Below are 16,058 nucleotides of genomic sequence, written 5' to 3' on the forward strand. Positions count from 1 at the left end.
TTACTGCTTGAGCCAAGGCAACTTGTCGAGATCCACGTTGCCACCAGTCAGAATCACGCCAACTTTTTTCCCAGCGAAGAGATCTCGGTTCCGTATCAGGGCGGCGACGGCGACTGCGGAAGATGGTTCGATGACGATTTTCATGCGCTGCCAGACTAGACGCATTGCCTCAACGATCTCGCTCTCGCTCACCAACAGAATGTCATCGACAAACCGGGAAACGAAATGCCAGGTCCGACCCCGGAGGCTAACTTTCAGGCCATCTGCTACCGTTTGGGGCGCGTCGTCCTCGATAATCCGCCCGGCTTTTAGGGAGCGATACGCGTCGTCTGCATTCGATGGTTCGGCGGCATAGATCTTTGCCCCCGGCAACTTCTCGGCCAACGTCAGACATGTGCCCGAGATCATCCCCCCGCCTCCAATTGGCGCAATGACCGCATCAATGAGGCCGATTTCCTCTATCAATTCCAATGAGCAAGTAGCCTGGCCAGCAATCACGCGTGGATCATTGTAAGGGTGGACAAAGTCAGAACCGGTCTCCTCAACCAGCTTTTTCAGCATTGCTTCACGCGCCGCGGTACTTGGTTCGCATTCAAGTACTTTCCCGCCATAATCCTTTACCGCATCTTTCTTCGCCTGGGGGGCGGTTCTAGGCATGACGACGGTAGACGAGATGCCACGACGCATTGCGGCGTAAGTGAGCGAAAGTGCATGGTTTCCCGATGAGTGCGTTGCGACACCGTTTGCTGCTGCTTGATCATTGAGCGAGAATACTGCGTTGCACGCACCTCTCACCTTGAAGGCACCGGCGCGCTGAAAGTTCTCGCACTTAAAGAACACTTCTCCACCGACGAGACCATCTATGTAGCGGCTGGTCAGTACCGGCGTCCGGTGTATGTGCGGCTGGATCCGCTCGCGAGCTCGAGACACGTCCGCGAATGTTGGCACGTTCATCTCCTGCCCCCTTAGGCTGTTAGGAAGTCGTAAGCAGCGAGCGTGAGCAGTTCGCCCAGCCCAGTGAGTTCGTCGACATCGACATACTCGTCGGCGGACCCCATGTTGTTGGGCGTTAGACCGCAAACCACAGTTGCCATGCCGGCGGCCCGGTGCAGTCTCGAATCCGATGCGCCTACTCGCATGTTGACGACAGGGTCAATTCGAAGAACTTCGCAAGCGGCGCGAGTGAGCGTCTTGACCAGTGGATGCTGCGGATCGGTCCAGCTCGCTTCATAGCGTCTTACCACCTCGATCTTCACGCCCTGCAGATCGGCGACCGCGGCGTTCAGTGCGGTAAGGACCTCATCCGTCGAAATACCAAGCGGAATTCTGATGTCTGCAGTGGCCTCAGCGTGATCGGCGATGAGATTCGACAATCGGCCACCCGAGATGGTTCCGATAGTTGCTGTAAGCGAAAGGAGGACGTCGGACTCACCAGCACCCGAGAATGCTTCCGAGATGTGAGCAGCTTTGCGAACAATCTTCTCGACGTCATCCCGACCTTTCGGGCGCATTGCCGTCAGGGCTTTTACGTGAGACAGCATGACCAATAGCTTTTCGATCGCGCTGTCACCACGGTGCACATGAGCGGCGTGGGCAGTTTTGCCGGTGGCTGATATCTTCAGCCATAGCAGGCCCTTTTCTCCGATCCGCAAGACAGCGGGGGATCCAACGTCGGCGCAAATGACCGCATCGCCGCGGGCATGCGGCACGTTCTCAATGAGAAATTTCGACCCAAGCACCCCCATTGTTTCTTCGTCGCCGGCAAAGGTTAAAACCACCTCTCCCGCCCAATCGTCTCGGCTTGCAGCCATGTTTTCGAAAGCGAAGAGACATGCCGCGAGGCCACCCTTCATGTCCGAGACACCGAGACCGAATATCTTGCCATCGAAGACTTCACCCTTAGGATTTCGGGTCCATGCGGACCTGTCACCCATCGGAAATGTATCGAGGTGTCCGTTGAAAATGAGGCGCTTGCCCGGCCCGCGGCCACTGACGTGTGCCACAACATTCTGGATCAACGGAGCGGTCTCGTGACGTTCGACGGTAACGCCAGGAATTTGCTCCAGAACGTTCACGAGATAGTCGGCGACTGATCGTGTATCGCCCGGAGGATTGTCACTCGGCCGGGCCAAGAGTTCCAATGTATGATCAATTACCGATTGCCGGTTTTGTCGAGCGAGACGCGACAACGCGTCCCGGTTCACCTTGTCAGTGTTAAACGTGTCCATTTCAAAGTTCCTCTTTCTCGTTTGAGATGATATTCAACATGGCCGTACGTGGCAGGCAAATAAAGGGAACGCCATCGCTCATAGCTTTGGCCAATAACGATGCAGATCAGACAGTTAGAGTGCTTCCGTTCGCTCATGGTGCATGGCACCATGACCAAAGCCGCCGAACTGCTGGGGATCACCCAGCCATCGGTGAGCAATACGATAGCGGGCCTGGAGTCAGACCTCGGCTTCACGCTTTTCATACGAAAAGCCGGACGTCTCTATCCGACGCCCGAAGCGCATCTGTTCTTCGAAGAAGTTAGCCGGTCACTGGCGGCAATGGAGAGCACTGAACGTGCCGCAAAGGAGATACGGACTGGAAAGTATGGTCGCTTATCGATCGCAGCCTATCCGAGCATATCGACAGCGCTTCTTCCCCGACTGATATCTTTGTTCATTGAGGATCGGCCGGACGTCCACGTACGACTTGTGTCTGGAAGCTCCAAGCGGGTCAGCGATCTCGCTGCGATGAAGCAGTGCGACATTGCTATTGCAGAACTTCCCACCGCCCATCCCGCAGACCGTCTAGACCGGTTTGCTTATCGATGCGACTGCATACTCCCAACCGACCATCCCCTGACTTCACTCGAGAGAATAACCGCAAAAGATCTCGACAGCGTGCCATTCATCTCGCTCTTCCCTGACCATTCCACACACCATCAACTGGCGTCGGCGTTCTCCCGGGCAGGTTCGGTATGGAATGTTGTCGCTGAGGTGGACTACTTTGCGTCAGTATGTGAACTGGTCTCAGCGGGATGTGGGGTGGGGATCGTCGATTCAATCATCAGCACGCCCTTTACCGAGAATGTTGTAAGGCGGCCGTTTGATCCGGACATCGTTTACGAGATCGGCTTGCTCTATCCTGAAGCATCAAGCTCGCTTATAGCCGGTCAATTCATAGGATTGCTTAAAACGCATTTAGGGGTTGGTGAGTTGAATCGATAAGGGCTGCCGATGGCAGCCCTTATTTTAACTTATCGTTTTGTCGACGAGATCAGGTGGACTTGACTGGCTGCCCGAAATTCTGAGGGGAATGCTTCCCGACTTTCGAGCGAAAGTAGATCAGACTGACAAGTGCAAGTGCCACCGTCGTCAAGACATAATAGGCTGGGACGAATTTGCTCCCGGTCTCCTGGATGAGTAGGGTGCAGATGAATGGAGCCATCCCGCCAAACAATGTGAAGTTCAGGTTGTGGACAAGTGCGAGGCCGGTTGTCCGAGTTTGCCCGGAGAACAGTTCCGCGAGAAATGCAGGCATTGCACCCTGGAAAACAATTACGCTCACGGCCAGCGTCGAGATGGCGATCATGTAAACGGCAGGTTCTGGTCGGCTGATCATCCACGCAAACATCGGATAGGTGAGGACAGCTACCATGATAACGCCAGCCGTGATGAACTTGAGCCGTCCGAAATGGTCCGATAGGCTACCAATGACAGGAGGCAGTAAGATCTGAATGATTGCGAAGGCAAAAGCTCCCCAGAATGACACATCAGCGCTCAGGCCCAATTCGCGCATTGCATAGGTCGGGATATAGACTGCCAAGAGATAGTTCGTCGAGGCTGCCAGCGAGTAGACGCCGATTGCAAACGCAATCTTGGCCTTCGCACTTGCCATGGTTGCCACGATAGGAAGTTCGTCGGTCTTTGAAGATGCCAGGAATTCCGGCGTCTCGTCTACACCCTTGCGAATAAAGTAACCGAACGGAACGATCATCAGACCAAAGATGAAGGGCAGTCTCCATCCCCATTCAACAATCGCCTCTGACGGAAGTGAGCTGTTGAGAGCCACGCCAGCGCCAGCAGCGAGCGCGGTAGCGAGGCCTATGCCAACGACCTGAAAGCTCGCATAGAAGCCCTTGCTGTTCTTGGGTGCGTGTTCCGTCACGAACGATACAGACGTCCCGAACTCGCCGCCTGCGGAGAAACCTTGGAGCAGTTTCCCGAGGATAACGAGCATCGGTGCAATCAAGCCGATCGCCGCGTATGAAGGGGCGAACGCAATTAGCGCAGTCCCCAGCCCCATGCTCCAGATCGTGAGCATCATCCCCGCCTTGCGGCCGCGGCGGTCGGCGTAGCCGCCAAGTACGACGGCGCCGAGCGGACGCATGATATAGGAAGCCCCGAAAGTGCCTACCGTGATGAGCAGCGAGACGAATTCAGACTCGGCGGGGAAGAAGACTTTGGCGATTATGATTGCCAGAAATCCGTAGATGAAGAGGTCATAGAATTCTAGCGCGTTGCCGATCATCGCGGCAGCTATGACCCTCGCGCCGTTCGACTTTTTGGGTGTTTGATTGATTTGCGACATGACGGTTCCTCCCATGATTGTCGCCTGACGGACCGGAAGTTCGACATCCGGGCTAGTTGAGCACGGGAAGAGCCTAATCGCTGTCCATGTATAGAAGCCAATAAACGAACTATGGGCAGCTATAGCCTCGCACTATTGGAGGATTTTTCTTTCCGGGAGTAAAGGCCGTTAATCTTAGAAGCGTCCCTAAACAGCGAAGACGCAGTGAGATTTTGAGATAAGCGCGATCTTCATGTTATTTTTTGCCGCGTTCCTTGCTGGAATGCTGAATGCTCTCGCGGGAGGTGGAAGCTTCTTGACTTTTCCCGCGCTAGTGCATTTCGGCGTCTTGCCAGTAACTGCAAACGCAACGAGCGCAGTTGTTTTGTTGCCAGGCTATGTCACTGCGACTGGCGCGCTGCTACCCCAGTTGAGGAAGTTGAGCCGTTCGATGCTTCTGGGCCTGTGCCTCGTCGCACTTGCGGGAGGGCTCATGGGTGCACTCCTCCTACTTGTCACATCGAACAAAACGTTCCAGCAGATTGTTCCCTACCTCCTACTTGCTAGCACAGCAATGTTTGCTGCTGGGCCTGCAATCTCGAGATATCTACAACGACGGGGAGATGGCAGCGCTTCGTCATGGCTAATTCCCGGCGTGTTTTGTGTCGCTGTGCTAGGTGGCTATTTTAATGGCGGTCTTGGCGTGGTGCTTTTGGCAGCTCTGAGCATGGCCGGCATGACTGATATGCCGTTGATGAATTCCATCAAGAATGTCGTTTCCTTGACGCTGTCAGTCATAGCAGTAGTGACCTTTGCGCTGGCGGGGATCGTGGAGTGGCAATGGGCTTTGCCTATGATGGTTGCGGCCGCGTTCGGCGGATTCTTCGGCGGGAAACTTGCAAGTCGATTGCCCAATCACATAGTACGCATTTTCGTCATCGTGACAGGATTAATAATGTCGGTCTTGTTCTTTCGCGCGGCGGGTTGAGTCTATAGCTCTGGCCTATTGGACCAAAGGCATCACCAATTGGCGCTAACTCCAATCGGCACTTAGAAGATCGGGTGTTCGCACGTGCGATCTGGGAGAGAGTAGACTTTACTGAGACTACCGCCGAAGGAGCAACCGCCCCGGAAACTTTCAGGCAAAAGGACCAGACTAGCAGCGAATATCTGGAGAATGGCGATATCAATCATTGCCTACCGACGGAGAAAACCTAGCACCAGATAACGGTTGGCTGGGTGAAGCTCTCAGGTTTCAAGACAGATGGGGCTCGGTGCACCGATGGGATGCATCACATGCGCAAACAAGGAGCTCTGTTTTGACGAAGATTGCAATCATCGGAGCCGGCATTGCCGGTGTGACTACAGCGTACGATCTCATTCTACGTGGTTACGACGTTACCCTTTTTGACAGAAATCGCTATCCGGCCATGGAAACGTCCTTCGCGAATGGAGGGCAGTTGTCTGCGTCAAACGCGGAAGTCTGGAACAATTGGTCCACAATATTTAAGGGGCTTAAATGGCTGCTTCGTAAAGATGCCCCCCTACTCGTCAACCCGAAACCGTCATTACACAAATATTCGTGGATGGCAGAGTTTATTTCGAACATCCATAACTACGAAAAGAACACGATCTATACAACGAAATTGGCGATTGAAGCGCGCAAACGCCTTTTCCAGATTGCCAAGGATGAGAGCATTGATTTCGACCACGAACGCCGTGGAATCCTTCACATTTATCGTTCCCGTTCAGGCTTCGAGCATGCCAAAAAGGTCAACAGTATGTTGCTGGCGGGCGGCCTCGAACGGACGGAGCTTACAAACGAGGAGATTCATCTTCTCGAACCAGCCCTCACAGGTGAGTTTTACGGAGGGTTCCATACGCCTTCAGATTCTACAGGCGACATCCACAAATTTACGCGCGGCCTCGCCGCCGCCGCAGTGCGTCGCGGGGTTCGCCTCGTGCAAGATGCGGATGTGAATTCACTTGAGCATAATGGAAAGTCGATACGAGTGCGTTGGAAGACCGATGACGGGTGCGCCGAATTCGATGCGGTTGTCATTTGTGCAGGCGTGGCAAGCCGTCGCTTTGCCTCGCAGGTGGGTGACCGTGTAAATGTTTACCCCGTGAAGGGATATTCGATAACTGTGAACCTCAATGACACGGAGAGCCAGTCGGCAGCGCCATGGGTGAGTTTGCTTGATGACGATGCTAAAATTGTGACGAGCAGGCTTGGCGTGGGTCGGATGCGCATTGCCGGCACAGCAGAGTTCAACGGTGACAACCGCGATATCAGAAATGATAGAATTATGCCGCTGCTCTCCTGGAGCAGAGAATTGTTTCCGAATATGAGTACGGCAAATGTTGTACCCTGGGCCGGTCTGAGACCGATGATGCCCGATATGTTGCCTCGTGTTGGACCTGGCAAAAGGCGTGGAGTTTTCTATAACACCGGCCACGGCCATCTAGGATGGACGCTCTCAGCTGCGACAGCAGAACTCGTTGGATCGGAAATCAGTCAGGCGTTTCCTCCGGACGTTTCTTCAGTGCATGAGACGCGGCTCTCTGACAGACGTGCCGGTCGCTGAAGAGCGGTAAAATCAAATGGCTGTCACAACCGCGCTCACAAAACACTTGCAATTTTCCCGGCGCCTTTTGCGGAGCGCCGGCTTCGTTAACGGCGAATGGACGAAGGGCGACGCGACGTCAACCTTCGACGTGTTCAACCCGGCAAGCGGCGAAGTACTGGCTTCGCTACCCGACATGGGCGCTGCAGACGCCCGTAAAGCGATCGACGCAGCCTATGCGGCGTATCCGTCCTGGGCGGCAATGGCTGCCAAGGAGCGTGGCACTATTCTGCGCAAATGGTTTAGCTTAATTGTTTCCCACGTGGACGATCTCGCGAGAATCCTCACGGCTGAAGTGGGCAAGCCGTTAGCTGAAGCGCACCGGGAAGTCCTGTCTGCCGCCTCGTACATCGAGTGGTTTGCTGAAGAAGCAAAGCGCATTTACGGCGAAACCATTCAGGCACCGTCTGCCGACAAACGCATGCTCGTCATTAAGCAACCCATTGGCGTTGTGGGCACGATCACACCTTGGAATTTTCCCGCTGCAACGATGATGCGGAAGATTGCACCGGCACTTGCCGTTGGTTGCACCGTCGTTTCGAAGCCGACCGAGCAAGCACCGCTTTCGGCGATCGCCCTTGCCGTACTTGCTCAACATGCGGGAGTTCCGGCAGGCGTGTTAAACGTCATCGTCGGCGAAAACGGCCCTGCTATCGGCAAAGAACTCTGCGGAAACGAAAAGGTTCGCAAGATCAGCTTTACCGGCTCCACCGAAGTCGGCCGTATCCTGATGCGCCAGTGCTCGGATCAGATCAAGAAGGTCAGCCTCGAGCTCGGCGGCAATGCACCGTTCATTGTCTTCGATGATGCCGACCTCGATGCTGCCGTCGAAGGCGCAATCGCTTCTAAATATCGCAATGCTGGCCAGACCTGCGTCTGCGCCAACCGTCTCTATGTCCAGTCAGGCATCTATGACGCCTTTGCTGCCAAGCTCGCCGCCAAGGTCGAAGCGATGTCCGTCGGCGACGGCTTTACCTCGGGCGTCACCATTGGGCCGCTGATCGATGAGCAGGGTCTCGCCAAGGTAGAGGACCATGTCGGCGATGCCGTTGCCAAGGGCGCCAAGGTTCTGACCGGTGGCAAGCGCATCGAAGGTGCCGGCACTTTTTTCACGCCGACGGTTCTGACGGGCGTTGCCAAGGGCATGAAGGTGGCCAAGGAAGAAACCTTCGGCCCGGTTGCGCCCCTCTTCCGCTTCGAGACGGTCGAGGAGGTGATCCAGCAGGCCAATGATACCGAATTCGGCCTTGCCGCCTACTTCTACGCCGGCGATCTCAAGAAGGTCTGGAAGGTCGCGGAAGCACTGGAATACGGCATGGTCGGGATCAATACCGGCCTGATGTCGAGTGAGGCTGCCCCGCTCGGAGGCATCAAGCAGTCTGGCCTCGGCCGCGAAGGCTCGCGCCATGGCGCCGATGATTACCTCGAGATGAAATATATCTGCTTTGGCAATCTTTAAGAGGCTGACTCGAAAAGAACTCAATAGACATGGTACCTAGCGAGCCTCCGGGTGAGAATCCGGATGTGGGCAACGAGCATCCAGGCTTCGGCGGAAGCGATTGATTTCTCTCGGTCTTTGGCCAGCCGCCGGCATCTACCAAGCCGGGCGAACGTGCGTTCCACGACCCACCGACGCGGCAGAACTTCAAAGCCCTTTGTCTTGTCTGTTTGCTTGACGTTCTGCACCGTAAACTTCGCGAACTTGCCCAATTCGGCCCGAAGTTTCGGGCCGGCATAACCGCCGTCAGCAAAGATATGCCTGAGCCACGGCCAGGGTCCGAGGATGGTTTTGAGAGCCGCCGCTGTACCATCGCGGTCCTGTATATCTGCGCTGTGGACGATAAGACCCACCATCAAGCCAAGCGTGTCGACAACGATATGGCGCTAGCTCCCTTTGATCTTTTTGCCTGCGTCATATCCCGTAATCCCGCCGCTTTCAGTCGTTTTCACACTCTGAATGTCAATCACTCCTGCCGTTGGTGAGGCTTCCTTTCCCTCCAGCTCTCGCGTCTCCATAACGAGATGGTGGTTGATCTGCAGCCACAAGCCACTTGCCCGCCACTCGTAGAAGTAAGCCTGCACCGTGGAATAGGGTGGAAAGTCCTTCGGCAGCATCCGCCATTGGCATCCGGTCGATGCGATTTAAAGCAGTGCGTTCACAACCTCGCGTAATTCCGTTTTGCGTGGGCGGCCGAGCCTGCGTGGCTTCGGCATAAACGGAACGATCAGCAACCACTCTCTGTCAGTTACAACACTTGCGTAACGCCCTGTCTGTCGGCCATATTGGCGACGGGCGAAATCAGTCCAGCCCATTGCGGCCTCAATCGAATCCTAAGCGGATCCGAAGGAATCACAACTGGCTGATTTCACTCAACTCTTTTTCGGTGAGGCTTGAAGATCGAAAAGCGCCATTAGAAAGATTGAGATTAACACCATAAGGAGCAGTGTGCATGTTCCAAATACTTATTTCGCCTCTGTCAAGGTACCACCCTACGACAACCATGGACCCGGCCGATGACGCCGGTTGCTATTAGCTAGTTGGCAACGGTTATCTAGGGCGATGGCAAATCGCAACCCGGATAAAATGCCGCTTAAGCGTTTCAGTCAGCAGGGACCGCGCCCTACCCGACGTTGAACGCTCAAACTACAAGGATCGCTCGAAAATCATTGACGTTAGTGCCGGTTGGACCAGTCACAAAAAGATCATCGATTGCGCAAAAGCCACTGAAGCTGTTGTTCTCTTCAAGCAACCTCTGAGCGTCTAAGCCACAGGCCGCCAAACGGCGAACGGTCGATCCGTCGCAGTAAGCCCCTGCATTGTTCTCTGAACCGTCGATCCCGTCGGTATCTGCTGCTAGTACGACCACGTCCAGACCTTCCAGCGCGAGAGCGGCCGAGAGAGCAAACTCGGAGTTTCTGCCGCCTTTCCCACCTTTCCCTCGCAAAGTCACTGTCGTTTCGCCCCCACTTAGTAGGACGACAGGTTTTTTGACTGGGCGATTTCGAGTTGCAATTTCGCGAGCGATCGCAGCATGCACAAGCGCAACGTCGCGAGACTCACCCTCGATGGAATCCGAAAGGATTGCAACTTCTATCCCGGCTTTGCGCGCTACTGAAGCAGCAGCATCCAACGAAATCGCGGCCGACGCAATAATGTGCGCCGAATTCCTAGCGAAGACTGGATTTTGAGGGGAAGGTGCATCAGCAAGGGGCGAAGCTATGTGTCTCAACACCCGATCTGGGAGACGAAGGCCCAGTCGGCGGACAGTCTCCAGCGCGTCAGACCTTGTCCCATCATCTGCCAACGTAGGGCCGGACGCCACGAAAGCCGGGTTGTCGCCTGGAATATCCGAAACGATAAGGCTGATGACTTTTGCCTTGGTCGCGGCAGCCAGCCGCCCGCCTTTGATCGTTGAGAAATGCTTCCTCACGACATTCATCGCCGAAATCGAGGCGCCGGAAGAGAGCAAGATTTCATTGAGCTGCTTTTCATCTTCAAGCGAGAAGCCCGGAGGTGGAGCGGGCAGAAGCGCCGAGCCACCCCCGCAAATTAGGGCGATCACAAGGTCGTCCGCGCTGAGGTCTTTGATCGCGTCCAACAGTTTTTCCGTCGCAACCATTCCCGCCGCATCTGGAACGGGATGGGAGGCCTCGACGACCTCAATTCTGCTAGTTGCACAGGCATACCCATATCTGGTCACCACCACCCCGGAGAGTGGACCGTCCCAGAGCGCTTCAAGGGCGCGCGCCATCTGCGCCGCACCTTTCCCTGCGCCGACGACAACAGTACGGCCCTTTGGCTTGGCTGGGAGGTGATGACGAATTCCCGCAACGGGGTCCGCCGCCGCGACGGCCGCCTCGAAGAGGCTCTTGAGAAACAGCCTCGGACCGAAGTTGCTATGCGACGTTTGAAGATCACACGGGGATTTCATCCTACTTTACTCCGTAGAGACCGACGAAATGGCGCATTCTGGCCACGGCGAGTTCCGGTTGGTCGAGCACGTTGGCCTGGTCAGCAAGTCGAAACACTTCCGAGTAATGCAGAATGCCGCGCGCCGACTGCATCCCGGCAGGCATGCTGAAATGATTCTGATGACCGTTGAGCCACGCGAGGAATACGACACCCGCCTTGTAGAATTGTGTCGGGGTTTCGAAGATCTTGCGGGAGAGCGCGACCGTCGGATGGAGCACCTCGCGGAACGTCGAGAGATCGTTGCGCGCCAGAGCTGCCAGTCCCTTCGAGGCCGAAGGTGCAACCGCATCGAAGATCCCGAGCAGCGCATGGCTGTAATGTTCGCCATCCCCTTCAATCATGTCAGCGTAGTTGAAATCGTCTCCGGTGAAGCACAGGACGCCATCTGGAAGGCGGCGCCGAAGGATGACTTCCTTCTCGTTATCGAGAAGCGAAATCTTGATGCCCTCGACCTTGTCCTTGTTGGCTTCGATAATGCGGATGACGCTTTCGAGCGCCGGGCCGAAATCCGACGACCCCCAATACCCTGCGAGATTCGGATCGAACATATCGCCCAGCCAGTGAAGGACCACCTTGTCTTTGGCTTGCGAAAGTACGTGCCCATAGACCTTTTCGTAGTCACCCGCCGACGCCGCGACACTGGCGAGTGCCCGGCTCGCCATCATCACCGCGCGGCCGCCGTGCTTTTCGACAAACTCGAACTGTTCTTCATAGGCCTTGACCACATCGTCGAGAGAGCGGGCTTCGGCGGCGGCGAGCTGGTCAGTACCTGCACCGCAAGCCAAGTCCGCTCCTGCCACCGTTCGCGATTCCGCAAGCGAGCGGCTTATCAGCTCCTGCGCGCCTTTCCAGTTCAAGCCCATTCCGCGCTGCGAGGTGTCCATCGCTTCAGCGATCTTGAAGCCGAGGCTCCAGAGGTGGCGGCGGAATGCGATGGTCGCGTCCCAGTCGATTGCCGGGTCCTGCCAGGGATTGTGATCACGCGCCGGATCAGACACGACGTGAGCGGCTGCGTACGCGATGCGGCTGAATTCCGGAACTTCGTTCGGACGTTCGATGGGCGTACCAACGAGCGAGTATTCGATCTTCGAGGCCGCAGTGTCGGGCAGTGCTAGCTTCAGTGTCATTCAGTGTCTCCTCTCTGACTTGACCCTGCGCCGAAGATCTACCTTCGGCTCAGGGTATCGGGGCTCCTGTCGTCTCGCGGACGACTAGCTTGGTTGGCAGCAAGACGGTCCTGGTGGGCGCGTCAAAATCCTCAATTCGCTGGAGCAGCATCTCGACAGCGGTCTTGGCGACCTGCTGCCTAGCAACTGCAACCGTTGTCAGTGATGGGCGCCATAGCGTCGCCTCCGCGATGTCGTCGAACCCCACAACGGAAATATCCCTGCCGACTACCAGTCCGCTGGCACGCAGACCCAGCATCACACCAAAAGCTGCGACGTCGTTGAAACAGACGACCGCGGTCGGCGGCTCTGGAAGATCGAGAAGTTCCAGCATGTGCTGCATGCCGACATCACGCGTGGGAGCGCCCGCCTTGACGAGTCTTGGTTCCAGCGAAATGCCTGCCTGCAAAAGCGCCATGCGGTAGCCTTCGAACCGTTGGCGACCTGTCGAGATCTGCTCGTTCGTCGATATGATACCGATACGTCGATGGCCAAGCTCGATCAGATGAGCCATGGCGCTCATCATTCCTGTGCGATGGTCTGCCTGGACAAGATCGACGTCCGCGCCGGGAATCGAACGCGAGACGCAGACGAGCGGCATGCGCCACGAGCGCAGGGTTTCGACAAAAGATATGTCCGTCCCGACCGCCGGGACGACCAGCATGCCGTCGACGTTGTACTCGCGCACCACTGTTGCGAATGCCTCCTGTCGCGCAACCGATTCGCCCGTGTTGGACATGATGACGACGCGATTCTGCTCTGTGAGCGAGTCCTCCATCGCTGCAACGATTTCGGCGAAGTACGGGTTCGTGAGATCGTTGACCGCCATGGCGATAAGCTTCGAACCTGTGGCCCGAAGGTTTGCCGCTCCCCTGTTGTAGACGTAGCCGAGCTCCTTGGCCGCTTGCAGGACGCGCTCGCGCGTCCTCTCAGGAATCGAGGGGTTGTTTCGCAGCACCAGCGACACCGTGGCCTTCGAAACGCCCGAGGCGTTTGCGATGTCCACAAGTGTCGGTCTCTGTCGTGTTGCCTTCGAATCCATGCCCTGTCTCTCCTCGCTCGAGTCCAAATCGGTTGCTGGCGAGGATCTTATTATCAATTGATGCCCTGCACTGGTACGGTGTTGCGCATGTCTTCGTCCCTCTTGCGAACGATCAGTGTCGTCGAGCCCTTTTGTGCGATCTCGTTTCGCTGGTTCGAGACCTCGATTTGCAGTGTGACAATGCCCTTTCCCTGTGATGAAAGCCTCTTCTCACGCATGGAGATTACCGCCGCGATACGGTCGCCGGCTACGATCGGCCCGACGAAGCGCCAATCCCACCCCAGCGACGCCACAGCCATCAGCTTGACCGACGCGCGGTTCTTGAGGCCGTCCGTTAGCGCAAGGCCAAGAAGACCATGGGCCAGCCGGGCTGTGAAACCCTGGCTGCGCGCGAAATCGTCGTCCATGTGAACATCGAAAAAGTCCCCGGAAAGGCCTGCGAATCCGACGATGTGGCTTTCTGTGATGACCAGCCCACCAGTTCTCCAAACTGCACCGACGGGCAGATCCTCGAACCAGTACTCGCCGGGGGCGAGCTCGGCTGGATGCGCGCCCATCACAGCTTCCTCACTGCAAGCCCGCCATCAACGCGGTAAACCTCGCCGGTGCTGTAGCCGAAGGCGCCCGACGCCAGCGATGCAACGACCCTGCCGACGTCTTCCGGTTCGCCCCAGCGGCTGATCGGGGCGAAACCTTCGGCGAACGACCTGTCGTACTTTTCCCTTGCCACGGCGGTCATGCTCGTGCGGATGACGCCCGGACGGACTTCGTACGAATTGATGCCGTCGCCCGCGAGACGCAGGGCATAGAGAGAAGACATCATCGCGAGGCCAGTCTTCGAAATGCAGTACTCGGCCCGGTCTGTCGAAGCGAACTCTGCATTCGATGACGATATGGTGATAATGCACCGGAACGCTTCGCCCGGCACCTCACACATCCGTGTCGCGACGGCCTGGGTTAGGAAGAAGGGCCCGCGAAGGTTGATGTTCATCAGCCTATCGAAGCTTTCCGGAGTGGTCTTGAGCATGTCACCACGCTGAGCGACCGATACCCCTGCATTGTTGACCAAGCACTCGATGCCTCCGAAAGCGTCCCAGGCCTCGGAAACAACTCTTTCGTGGTCGTCGAGATCGCTGATGTCGGCTGTGACCAGATGCGCGGAACGCCCAGTTTTGCGCACGAGCCTTCCAGTCTCCTCAAGATCGGCTGAACCAACCATATCGTTGATGACGACGTCGAACCCGCTCTTGGCGAGATCGAGAGCGATCGCCCTGCCGATACCCCGTCCGGCCCCGGTTACCAGAGCCCGCTTCGTTTCGCCTCTTGTCATGCTCGCTCCCAAAAAAATCTTGCATGTCGTATCGTGACGATGTACTAGACCGATCTAGTAGAACGATCAAGTAGATTTTTCTACAAGAGATTTTTGGGAGAGAGATTATGCCTATCATCTTGAATAGACGTGCATTTGTGATCGGCGCGGGCATCGCGGGCCTGTCGCCCCTCCTTGCCATGGCTAAGGACACGCCAGGACTGCCTCCGTCGCCAGTAAGCTTGAATGTGATTGACGTTGGCGGTGCGCTCGCGCTTCTGCAGCCATCCCTCGAATCCTTCCGCGACACCAAAAAGGAACTCGTTTCCCGAGTAACTTTTTCGAAGGCGCCGGCGCCCGAACTTCCGGGCAAGCTCAAGGCGCAGCAAAGCGCCGGACGGGTTGATATCGATCTCGTCATTGGCGGGCTCGATGTTCTCTCTGCCGGCATCGACCAGAAGCTCTGGGTACCGCTGCTTGCCGATTATGGAGCGGTGCTCCCGAAGCCGGACGCCATTCTGCAGCCGACAACGATCGAACTTCAGAAGCTCGCCCAGGATCAGGCCTTCATCGCTGTCTACACTCCATCCGGCCCTTTGCTTGAATACGCGCCCGACCGCGTGAAGACACCGCCTACAAGCGCCGATGAGCTGCTTGCCTGGGCGACGCAGAATCCGAACCGCTTTCTCTATGCCCGCCCGGCCAACTCAGGTCCCGGCCGCACCTGGCTAATGGGGCTGCCCTATATTCTCGGCGACAAGGACCCCAAGGATCCAGTGAACGGCTGGGAAAAGACCTGGTCGTTCCTCGTCGAACTCGGCAAGCATATCGAATATTACCCGACCGGGACCGGCGCTCTCATGAAGGAATTCGGCGAAGGTTCGCGCGACATGACGGTCACAACATTGGGTTGGGACATCAACCCGCGCGCGCTCGGCATCGTCCCCGCCGAAGCGAAGACCCAGACGCTCAAGGGCTTCCACTGGATCGCAGACGCCCAGTATCTGATGGTTCCAAACGGCATTTCCGATGAGAAACTCGCCGTCGCGCTCGAACTCGTGAAATGGGTGCTTTCGCCGGAACAGCAGGCGACGACCTATGACCAGGGCTATTTCTATCCCGGTCCGGCAGTAAAGGACGTCGGTCTCGACAAGGCTCCGGATGCGAGCAAGGCGGTCATCGAGGAATTCGGACGCCCCGAGTACGACAAGCTGATTGCCGAGACCCCAATCGAAATCCCGCTGATGCCGGACAAGATGGTCGCGGCATTCCGTCTTTGGGACGAGCGCGTCGGCGCCGACAAGAAGAACTGATCATCTTTCCTGGTCCCCGGCTCACGAGGAGTGTGACCGCCGGGGACAGACATCCAATCTGAATGAGGTTG

General features: G+C 56.6%; 13 protein-coding genes, 1 pseudogene and 1 riboswitch. Of the genes and pseudogenes, 5 read left to right on the top strand and 9 right to left on the bottom strand.

The window, feature by feature from the left end:
• Positions 1 to 954 carry a beta-hydroxyaspartate dehydratase BhcB gene (gene bhcB / locus J2X43_RS29355; protein ID WP_310300999.1) on the bottom strand — a complete coding sequence of 318 codons (954 nt, stop codon included), beginning with the start codon at positions 952 to 954 and terminating at the stop codon, positions 1 to 3.
• Positions 955 to 965: 11 nt separating this feature from the next.
• On the bottom strand, positions 966 to 2,228 hold the full coding sequence (locus J2X43_RS29360) for a M20/M25/M40 family metallo-hydrolase (protein WP_310301001.1): 1,263 nt from the start codon (positions 2,226 to 2,228) through the stop codon (positions 966 to 968).
• Positions 2,229 to 2,327: 99 nt separating this feature from the next.
• Here J2X43_RS29360 and J2X43_RS29365 point away from each other — a divergent pair, with 99 nt between their 5' ends.
• Positions 2,328 to 3,215 carry a LysR substrate-binding domain-containing protein gene (locus J2X43_RS29365; RefSeq protein ID WP_310301004.1) on the top strand — a complete coding sequence of 296 codons (888 nt, stop codon included), beginning with the start codon at positions 2,328 to 2,330 and terminating at the stop codon, positions 3,213 to 3,215.
• A gap of 49 nt (positions 3,216 to 3,264) precedes the next feature.
• On the opposite strand, the gene J2X43_RS29370 is transcribed toward J2X43_RS29365, so the two are convergent.
• The gene (locus J2X43_RS29370; RefSeq protein ID WP_310301007.1) at positions 3,265 to 4,578 is read right to left on the bottom strand and encodes an MFS transporter; all 1,314 of its coding nucleotides are present in this window, start codon (positions 4,576 to 4,578) and stop codon (positions 3,265 to 3,267) included.
• Positions 4,579 to 4,810: 232 nt separating this feature from the next.
• On the opposite strand from J2X43_RS29370, the gene J2X43_RS29375 reads away from it, so the two are divergent.
• The 3 genes from J2X43_RS29375 (at position 4,811) to J2X43_RS29385 (ending at position 8,643) form a co-directional block, all read left to right on the top strand.
• On the top strand, positions 4,811 to 5,545 hold the full coding sequence (locus J2X43_RS29375) for a sulfite exporter TauE/SafE family protein (protein WP_310301010.1): 735 nt from the start codon (positions 4,811 to 4,813) through the stop codon (positions 5,543 to 5,545).
• Between the two features lie 82 nt (positions 5,546 to 5,627).
• Positions 5,628 to 5,721: riboswitch (glycine riboswitch) on the top strand.
• Between the two features lie 155 nt (positions 5,722 to 5,876).
• Complete coding sequence (locus J2X43_RS29380; RefSeq protein ID WP_310301014.1) at positions 5,877 to 7,145, top strand: D-amino acid dehydrogenase; 1,269 nt, start codon at positions 5,877 to 5,879, stop codon at positions 7,143 to 7,145.
• Between the two features lie 16 nt (positions 7,146 to 7,161).
• Positions 7,162 to 8,643 (top strand): NAD-dependent succinate-semialdehyde dehydrogenase, encoded by a 1,482-nt coding sequence (locus J2X43_RS29385; protein WP_310301018.1) that lies wholly within the window; start codon positions 7,162 to 7,164, stop codon positions 8,641 to 8,643.
• Between the two features lie 20 nt (positions 8,644 to 8,663).
• Here J2X43_RS29385 and J2X43_RS29390 read toward each other — a convergent pair.
• The 6 genes and pseudogenes from J2X43_RS29390 to J2X43_RS29415 form a co-directional block, all read right to left on the bottom strand.
• Positions 8,664 to 9,497 (bottom strand): annotated as a pseudogene (locus tag J2X43_RS29390) (IS5 family transposase).
• Positions 9,498 to 9,823: 326 nt separating this feature from the next.
• Positions 9,824 to 11,116, bottom strand: coding sequence for a glycerate kinase (locus J2X43_RS29395; RefSeq protein WP_310301021.1), 1,293 nt, complete (start codon positions 11,114 to 11,116; stop codon positions 9,824 to 9,826).
• 1 nt (position 11,117) lies between these two features.
• On the bottom strand, positions 11,118 to 12,284 hold the full coding sequence (locus J2X43_RS29400; RefSeq protein WP_310301024.1) for a dihydrodipicolinate synthase family protein: 1,167 nt from the start codon (positions 12,282 to 12,284) through the stop codon (positions 11,118 to 11,120).
• A gap of 49 nt (positions 12,285 to 12,333) precedes the next feature.
• Positions 12,334 to 13,365 (bottom strand): LacI family DNA-binding transcriptional regulator, encoded by a 1,032-nt coding sequence (locus tag J2X43_RS29405; RefSeq protein WP_310301027.1) that lies wholly within the window; start codon positions 13,363 to 13,365, stop codon positions 12,334 to 12,336.
• Positions 13,366 to 13,418: 53 nt separating this feature from the next.
• Positions 13,419 to 13,922 (bottom strand): MaoC/PaaZ C-terminal domain-containing protein, encoded by a 504-nt coding sequence (locus J2X43_RS29410; RefSeq protein ID WP_310301029.1) that lies wholly within the window; start codon positions 13,920 to 13,922, stop codon positions 13,419 to 13,421.
• Positions 13,922 to 14,695: a 3-ketoacyl-ACP reductase gene (locus tag J2X43_RS29415; protein WP_310301032.1), complete on the bottom strand. Its 774-nt coding sequence runs from the start codon at positions 14,693 to 14,695 to the stop codon at positions 13,922 to 13,924. Before J2X43_RS29415 ends, J2X43_RS29410 begins: the two co-directional genes overlap by 1 nt.
• A gap of 107 nt (positions 14,696 to 14,802) precedes the next feature.
• Here J2X43_RS29415 and J2X43_RS29420 point away from each other — a divergent pair, with 107 nt between their 5' ends.
• On the top strand, positions 14,803 to 15,987 hold the full coding sequence (locus J2X43_RS29420) for an extracellular solute-binding protein (protein WP_310301036.1): 1,185 nt from the start codon (positions 14,803 to 14,805) through the stop codon (positions 15,985 to 15,987).
• Positions 15,988 to 16,058 lie beyond the last annotated feature (71 nt).

It is taken from the genome of Rhizobium sp. BE258 (assembly GCF_031457345.1).
GTDB lineage: Bacteria > Pseudomonadota > Alphaproteobacteria > Rhizobiales > Rhizobiaceae > Rhizobium.